The 495-nt window shown below is 61.2% G+C and carries 1 protein-coding gene; it reads right to left on the bottom strand.

Annotated elements, in window-relative coordinates:
* On the bottom strand, positions 1-495 hold a 495-nt coding region (locus tag ACTHUR_RS19125), incomplete at both ends, for a protein adenylyltransferase SelO family protein (RefSeq protein ID WP_440400354.1).

Genomic DNA, 495 nt, shown 5'->3' with positions numbered 1-495 from the left:
GGTGAGGACGGCGGCGGTTTCGACGGTTTCCCGATAAACGGGGTTGTCACTGCCGCACAGGGCGAGAGCGCGGGTTGTGGGGATGCCGAGACCGTGCATGGCTTCGGAACAGAGGTATTCGCGGATGGAGGAGCGCAAGACGGCGCGCCCGTCGGCAAAGCGTGAGTAGGGCGTTTTGCCTGCACCTTTGAGCTGCCATTCTTGGCGTTGTCCTGCGGTATCGACGGAATCGCCAATCAGGAGTGCGCGCCCGTCGCCGAGGCGTGGGGTATAAACGCCGAACTGATGGCCGCTGTAAACACTGGCAATGGGCGCGGGCGCGTATTGCGGCGCGTTGCCGCTGAGGTAGGCAAGGTTGGGGGTCGTCTGAAAATCTGTATCCAGATTCAACTCTGCCGCCAAATCGGTGTTGAAGGCGACCCAATAGGGCGCAGTCAGCGGCTCTGGGGAAATGCGGGAATAGAAAAACGGCGAGAGTTCGGCGAACTGTTGGGT

This window comes from Neisseria sp. P0021.S007 (genome assembly GCF_051956855.1).
Note: the sequence above shows the minus strand (reverse complement) of the source record. Positions and strands in the feature narration are given on the sequence as shown.